General features: G+C 59.8%; 6 protein-coding genes. 1 reads left to right on the top strand and 5 read right to left on the bottom strand.

The window, feature by feature from the left end; translation table 11 throughout:
• Positions 1-246, top strand: a 246-nt coding sequence (locus tag AC1D1L_RS33135) for a GMC oxidoreductase (RefSeq protein WP_477345683.1), incomplete at its 5' end; no start/stop codon positions are given.
• A 369-nt stretch (positions 247-615) separates the two neighbouring features.
• On the opposite strand, the gene AC1D1L_RS33130 is transcribed toward AC1D1L_RS33135, so the two are convergent.
• From AC1D1L_RS33130 to AC1D1L_RS33110, 5 genes are all read right to left on the bottom strand, one after another.
• Complete coding sequence (locus tag AC1D1L_RS33130) at positions 616-2,202, bottom strand: ABC transporter substrate-binding protein (protein WP_477345681.1); 1,587 nt, start codon at positions 2,200-2,202, stop codon at positions 616-618.
• Between the two features lie 987 nt (positions 2,203-3,189).
• Complete coding sequence (locus AC1D1L_RS33125) at positions 3,190-4,842, bottom strand: ABC transporter ATP-binding protein (protein WP_477345679.1); 1,653 nt, start codon at positions 4,840-4,842, stop codon at positions 3,190-3,192.
• Positions 4,842-5,666, bottom strand: a complete 825-nt coding sequence (locus tag AC1D1L_RS33120) for an ABC transporter permease (RefSeq protein WP_477329140.1) — start codon at positions 5,664-5,666, stop codon at positions 4,842-4,844. The genes AC1D1L_RS33125 and AC1D1L_RS33120 overlap by 1 nt, the downstream gene beginning before the upstream one ends.
• 9 nt (positions 5,667-5,675) lie before the next feature.
• Entirely contained in the window at positions 5,676-6,635 is a 960-nt protein-coding gene (locus AC1D1L_RS33115; protein WP_477345677.1) for an ABC transporter permease, read from the bottom strand.
• Positions 6,636-6,993: 358 nt separating this feature from the next.
• The gene (locus tag AC1D1L_RS33110; protein ID WP_477345675.1) at positions 6,994-7,242 is read right to left on the bottom strand and encodes an enolase C-terminal domain-like protein; all 249 of its coding nucleotides are present in this window, start codon (positions 7,240-7,242) and stop codon (positions 6,994-6,996) included.
• Positions 7,243-7,265 lie beyond the last annotated feature (23 nt).

The following is a 7,265-nucleotide window of genomic DNA, read 5'->3' as shown; positions in this document are numbered from 1 at the left end:
CTCTTTGTCCGCCGAAACGTGGCGGCCAGTTGGCATCCGACATCGAGCTGCCGGATGGGTGCGCTGTCGGATCCCCTCGCTGTGACCGATCCATCAGGTCGCGTCCGCGGCGTTTCGGGCGTGAGAATCGCTGACGCCTCTGTCATGCCATTCTGCCCCCGGGCCAACACAAATCTTCCTACGATCATGGTGGCTGAGAAGATGGCCGACACAATCTTGAAAGGGCGTGGCACTGCAAAACCGTGACTAACAGCTTTACGGGCTTATTCTAAGCCTGTTTTCCGACAGACGACTTGATCTTGATGATTCCTTCAAAATAGTCGTGGTTGCTGCAGAGAAAACTTAAATAGATCAATCGAGACACCGTTGCTACCCTCCGATAGGCGTCTACATCATCTAGAGCGGATGAGATTACCTGCGGATGAGATTACCTTCGCTCATATCCTGAGTTTGCGAAACATTTTGAGCACCCGACAGCTGTGACGTAACCGCTGTTTTCATCCCTGGACTCTAGTGAGGTTAAAAGATCAGACCCGAAACAGCGACGAGAAGCACAACACCCAGCGCGACGCGCTGGGTGTTGTGAATCAAGAGATCGACATCATGGAACCCGAATTAGGCGGTCAGCCAGCATCTGGAGAAAGCGTAACCGCTCATCAGGTTATCGCGGTAGCCGGCGTAGCCGCCGACCTTGTCGGAGATCGCGTCGATGACCTGGGCGAACATAGGCACAATCACCCCGCCCTCGTCGCGGACGATGATCGCCATCTCGCGATAGAGGTTCTTGCGCTTTTCCTGGTCGAGTTCGCGGCGCGCCTCGATGAGCAACTTGTCTAACTTCTCGTTGCGAAGGTGCGTATCGTTCCAGGACGCTGTCGACAGATACGCGGTCGAGTACATTTGGTCCTGAGTCGCGCGGCCGGCCCAGCCGGTGTTGTAGAACGGCTGCTTTGACCAGACCTCCGACCAGTAGCCGTCGTCCGGCTCGCGCTTCACCTCTATGGTAATTCCAGCTTTGGCGCAACTCTGCTGAAAGAGCTGGGCGGCGTTGACGGCGCCGGGGAAGCCGGCGTCCGCGACACGAAGAAGAATGGGGCCGCTGTGGCCAGATTTCTTGTAATAGTGCTTGGCTTGGTCGGCATCGAATTCGCGCTGCGGAATGTCTTGGGGGAACAGCTGATATGAGGCATTGACCGGGAAATCATTGCCGATGCTCCCGTAGCCGCGTAGGATCTTGTCGAGCATCTCCTCGCGATCAATGGCGAGCTTGAGCGCCATTCTCAGATCGTTGTTGTCAAAGGGCGCGGTGTCGCACATCATGTTGAAGCAGTAGTAGGCGGGACTCGACGCGGCTTCCACCTCCAGGCCGGGTACGCGCTTGATGAGATCGACTACCTTGGGGTCGACACTGCTGATCATGTGCACCTGGCCTGCCTGCAACGCGGAGATTCGGGCCGTGTTGTCGTTGATGACCAAGATCTCGATCTGATCGGCGAAGCCCATCTTGTCGGACTGCCAGAAATTTGCGAACCGATCGCCGCCATAGCGGGCGCCGGGCTCGTTGACGGACACCTTGTAGGGGCCGGCGCCTATGCCTGCGGCCGGATTGTCCTTGCCGCCGTTCGGCTGTATGACGAGATGATAGTCAGTCATCAAATATGCGAAGTCAGCATTAGGATCCTTCAACGCCACGACGACCTCGTCGCCATTCGCCTTGATGTCGTCGATGCTCTGGAGCAAGCCGAGCGCACCCGATTTTGAGTTGGCGTCGGAGTGACGCTCGAGCGTCGCTACTACATCTTCCGCTGTCACGGTCTTACCGTTATGGAACTCGACCTCCTTGCGGATCTTCATCGTCCAGGTCTTAAGGTCCTTGGACGAACCGACTTCCTCCGCGAGCCGATTCTCCAGTCCGCCGTCGGGCCTCAGCGCCAAGAGATACTCGCCCCAACAATAGCTGAAATTTTTCACCATCGACGACGTGTAGCTCGCTGGATCGAGGCTGTCGGTCGAACCACCGCTGTGTAGGCCTGCTTTCAGGATCCCGCCGCGGACTGGCCCTTGGGCCCGCGCGGCCCCGGCAATCAGCGAGTTGGCGAGTGCCGCTGAGACGCCAAGCGCCGTCGCACGGCCGAGAAATTCACGTCGACTCAGGCGGCCTGAGGCGACGCAGCGGCTGAGGTAGTCGAGTTCCTGTGACATCTTCTTTCCTCCATCCTGTCTTCCCTAGGGCCTGACGATGCCCTCCGATACGATAGCAACGTCAATGGGCCGCTTTGCGCAAACTCTCTCGTCAGCACGCAGGAAATCAGCGTTTTCTCCCTCCTTCCTGCGCTTTCTGTTGGAGAGTGCCCGTTGCTCGCTCAGCCGGGCTTGCCGTGGAGGGATCGCTTCATCTGTGCGGCCGTGTCGGCGAGGAAGTATGTTGGGAAATCGGGTGTTGCGGTCTTCGATAAAGTTGGCGCCAAACTCGGCGGAATGGTTCGTTCGTTTTGCACATGGCGGGAAGTATGAAGGCGAGCTTGCATGCGGCTTTTCCGCCTTGTTGAATGCAGCTCCCTTCGCATTCCTGAGGCAGCCCTTCACGAGAGAGGAGCCGGACTGTCGCGTCGAGATCAGGTTGGCAGCTTCATAGGAATGGGTTGTGGCGGTCGTTTAGCCGTCAATAATACTCTGCTGCACCGTAGGGTATTCTCGACGCACGACCGCGCGGCCCGGCGGCGCTCCTAGCATCTGAGAACCATTGCGGCGTTGAGCAATGATCGCTTCGTGATCTTTGCCTGCAGTCGTGCTGATATTCGCCCGGACCAGTCGGGAGCACCTTGGCTCAGCCGTCAGACTAGTTGCATGAGGTCAGCGTCAATTGAACCCGAGGCGGGCTCAGTGGCGTTCATAGCAGCGCTACACGCCCGCCATTAACTCAAATCCACAGTCACCATGCAATGTATCCGAAGCACGGCCAATCCCAGATCGGGCCTAAATCGGCCGGTTTCAATTTTGGATGCTTAGCTCGACTTCCTGGCTCAAGTAGCACGCATTGCCCCGCATGGTTCGAGGCATCACCGTGCACCTCAGCAATCATGACCATCTGGTCCGACGCAGGCTCGTGATCGAGGGTGAGAGGCCGATGGTGTTCGGGCAAGCGCGGCAGCCAGCGTCAGCAAAGCTACCGCCCGTGCAGAGCTTAATTTAGTGGCCCGCGCACCCCATGCGCCGTCCCCCGATCGCCTTCTCCAGCCAGCCGAGTTCCACCTCCGGAACCGAAGAGAGAAGCAGGTCCGTATAGACATCGAAGGGCGGTTTCAGGACTTCTGTCTTCGAGCCGTGGCGGACGACCTCGCCGCGATACATGACCGCAATGGAATCGGCGATCGCCTTCACCGTCGCGAGGTCGTGAGTAATGAACAGATAGGCCACGCCCTCGAATTTCTGCATGCGAAGCAGCAGCTTGAGGATGCCGTCGCCGACAAGTGGGTCAAGCGCACTGGTCACCTCGTCGCAGATAATGAGCTTGGGCTTGGCGGCGAGAGCGCGCGCAATGCAGACGCGTTGCTTCTGGCCGCCCGAGAGTTCAGCTGGATATCGGTCGATGAAGCCCTTGCCCATCTCGATTTCGTCGAGCAGCTCGGCGATCCGCGCATCGCGCTCGCATCCCCGCATACCAAAATAGAATTCAAGCGGGCGGCCGATGATGCTTCCGACCGTTTGGCGCGGGTTCATCGCCACATCGGCCATTTGGTAGATCATCTGCAGTTCACGCAGGTCGTCCTTCGTCCGTTCGGCAAGCCTGGGCGACAGTATCCGCCCCGCGAAGGTGATGCTCCCGGACGTCGGCGGCAGAAGCCCAGTGACGACGCGGGCGAGCGTCGACTTGCCCGAGCCAGACTCGCCGACTACTGCCAACGTCTGGCCAGTGTGGACCTCAACCGAGACATCCTGGACCACGACAAACCCGCCGCCATAAGCGGCCGTGACGTTCTCGACCGCAAGCAACGGCTTGTCTGTCGGCTTCTTTTCCTCATGCTCGATGGAGCGCACCGACACCAGCGCCTTGGTGTAGTCCGTACGCGGCGCTTCAATGATCTGGCGCGTCTCGCCTTGCTCGACCATTATGCCGTGGCGCAGCACCATTATGTCGTCCGAGACCTGCGCCACCACGGCGAGGTCATGGGTGATGTAAAGCGCGGCGACGCCAGTATCCCGGATTGCGTCCTTGATCGCAGCGAGGACATCGATCTGGGTTGTCACGTCAAGCGCGGTAGTCGGTTCGTCGAAAACGATCAGGTCAGGCTCCGAGCAGAGTGCCATAGCGGTCATGACGCGCTGCAGCTGACCGCCCGAAACCTGATGCGGATAGCGTTTACCGATATTCTCCGGATCAGGCAGGCCAAGCTTTTTGAAGAGTGCAACGGCGCGCTTCTCGGCTTCGGTGCGGGTAGCGACACCGTGTAGCATTGTCGCTTCCATCACCTGGTCCATCAGCCGGCGCGCTGGGTTGAAGGCGGCCGCCGCCGATTGCGCGACATAGCAGACCTCGCGGCCGCGCAATTTGCGGAAACCTTCCTTGCCGCCCTTGAGAATGTCACGGCCGTTGAGCAGCACCTCGCCGCCGGTGATGCGCACGCCGCCGCGGCCATAGCCCATCGACGACAGGCCGATGGTCGACTTGCCGGCACCAGACTCGCCGATCAGGCCGAGCACCTTGCCCTTTTCCAGCGTCAGCGAGACATCGTGGACCAGCACGATGTTCTTCGGCGCCTCGCCGGGCGGAAATACTGTCGCTTCGATGCGCAGGTTGCGGATGTCGAGCAGCAGGCCGGGCTTTGCTTTTGTGTCGGCCATCACCCGCGTCCTCCCTTCAGGCTTGTCGTGCGGTTGAGGATCCAATCGGCGACAAGGTTGACCGAGATTGCCAGTGCGGCGATCGCCCCGGCGGGAATAAGTGCCGCCCCGATACCGAAGACGATGCCGTCCTTGTTTTCCTTGACCATGCCGCCCCAGTCGGCATCCGGCGGTTGCACGCCAAGGCCGAGGAAGGACAGCGTCGACAGGAACAGCACGGCATAGATGAAGCGCAGGCCGAGTTCGGAGACCAGCGGCGACAGCGCGTTGGGCAGGATCTCGCGAAAGATGATCCAGCCGCTGCCTTCACCGCGTAATTTGGCGGCTTCGACGTAGTCCATGACGTTGATGTCGACGGCGACAGCGCGCGACAGACGGTAGACGCGGGTCGAGTCGAGAACGCCCATCACCAGGATCAGCGTCACCAGATTGGTCGGCAGCACCGAGAGCACGACGAGCGCCATGATCAGGGTCGGGATCGACATCAGGAGATCGACGAGGCGCGACAAAAGCGTGTCGAACCAGCCGCCGAACACCGCCGCCGAAAAGCCGAGGATGGCGCCGAGCGAGAACGACAGCGCCGTCGCCAGCACCGCGATGAACAAAGTGATGCGGGCGCCGTAGATCATGCGCGACAACAGATCGCGACCGAGATTGTCGGTGCCCAGCAAATGTGCCGCGGTCATCGGTTCCCAGACGTCGCCGACGATCTCGGCATTGCCGTACGGTGCGATCAAAGGCGCGAAGACAGCCGCCAGCACAAACATCGCCGTCAGCACGATGCCGATCAGCGCGGGAATGGGGATGCGTTTGATATCGAGCATGCCCGCCCCCTATTTCGGATGTCTGAGGCGCGGATTGGCGACGATCGCCCCAATGTCCGCAATGATGTTCAGGCTGATATAGACGGCGGCGAAGACGAGGCCGACCGCCTGCACCACCGGCACGTCGCGCTTGGTGACGTGGTCGACCAGATACTGCCCCATGCCGGGATAGACGAAGATCACCTCGACCACGACGACGCCGACGATCAGGTAGGCGAGGTTGAGCATGACGACGTTGATGATCGGCGCGATAGCATTGGGGAAGGCATGCTTGCGGATGACGTTGAAGGCCGACAGGCCTTTCAGTTCCGCCGTCTCGACATAGGCCGACTGCATGACGTTGAGGATGGCCGCGCGGGTCATGCGCATCATGTGCGCCAGCACCACCAGCGTCAGCGCGGTGGCCGGCAGCGCGATCGCCTGCATGCGCTCGCCAAACGGCATGCCGTCATAGACGGTCGAGATGGCGGGGAAGATCTGCCAATGTACGGCGAAGAAATAGACCAGGAGATAACCGACGAAGAATTCCGGGAACGAGGTCGAGGCGAGCGCAAGTCCGGAGATCAGCTTGTCGGCCCAGCCATTGCGATAGCGCACCGCGATCAGGCCGAGGATGATCGCCAGCGGCACGGCCACGATCGCTGCCCAGAAAGCGAGGAACAGCGTGTTCCACAACCGGCCCTTGATCGAAGCAGCGATATCCTGCCCGCTCGACATGGCCGTGCCGAGGTCGCCGGTCAGCACGCCGCCGAGCCAATGGAAATACCTGATATAGGCCGGATCGTTCAGCCCGAGCTGCTCGCGCAGATTGGCGAGCGACTCCGGTGTCGCCGATTGTCCCAGAATGGCTTGCGCGACGTCGCCGGGCAAGATCTGCGTGCCTGCGAAGATCAGGATCGAAATGGCGAACAGAAGAAGAATGCCCAGAGAAATGCGTTCGGCAACTAGCCTCAGAACGGGTGAGCCCATATGTCATACCTGCGCCGTAGCAGGGAAATCCGCGGATGCCGCTGAGGCGCCGATCCCCGTCGCATGGCCGAGAAATTCAAGTCGACTCAGCCGGCAAGCAGCGACGCAGCGCCTGAAGTAGCCTAGTTTCCGTGACATCTTCCTCCCTCCATTTGTCTTGCCTTGGGCCTGACAATGCGGCCTCTTTGACGACGATCAACGTCAACGGGACGCTTCTGCGCAAACCGTCTCTCCAGAACGCAGGAAATCGGCGTTTCTCGTTCACTTGGCACCCCCGACGTCCGCCTCTCAGGGGCTGTTTTCGGTAACGTGTCCGCGGAAAAAAACCAAAGGGAGAAAACGCGTTCCCTATACCCGATCATTTAGCCGAGGTTACGACGACCGACCCTTTCACAGTGAAATGTTCGAGCGCGCGCTCGTCGATGTCTACCCCAAGGCCAACCCCGGACGGCACCGTCATTCGCCCATTGGAAATCACGAGCGGCTCTCGAACGATGTCTCCATCCATGAGGTACTTCGGAAGGTAAAGGTCACAGGCATCTATTCCGTTCTTGACGCTAGCAGCCAAGTGTAGAGTCGCTGCGCATCCCAAGCTTGTTTCATTCATAACAGAGTTCATTCATAACAGAG

This window comes from Mesorhizobium sp. P2_D6, assembly GCF_056404315.1.
This window is presented reverse-complemented; position numbering and strand designations above follow the sequence as displayed.

Bases quoted from the DNA above. Each gene is read 5' to 3' on its own strand.
- AC1D1L_RS33130 (WP_477345681.1), bottom strand. From the start codon at position 2,202: ATGTCACAGGAACTCGACTACCTCAGCCGCTGCGTCGCCTCAGGCCGC.
- AC1D1L_RS33125 (WP_477345679.1), bottom strand. From the start codon at position 4,842: ATGGCCGACACAAAAGCAAAGCCCGGCCTGCTGCTCGACATCCGCAAC.
- AC1D1L_RS33120 (WP_477329140.1), bottom strand. From the start codon at position 5,666: ATGCTCGATATCAAACGCATCCCCATTCCCGCGCTGATCGGCATCGTG.
- AC1D1L_RS33115 (WP_477345677.1), bottom strand. From the start codon at position 6,635: ATGGGCTCACCCGTTCTGAGGCTAGTTGCCGAACGCATTTCTCTGGGC.
- AC1D1L_RS33110 (WP_477345675.1), bottom strand. From the start codon at position 7,242: ATGAATGAAACAAGCTTGGGATGCGCAGCGACTCTACACTTGGCTGCT.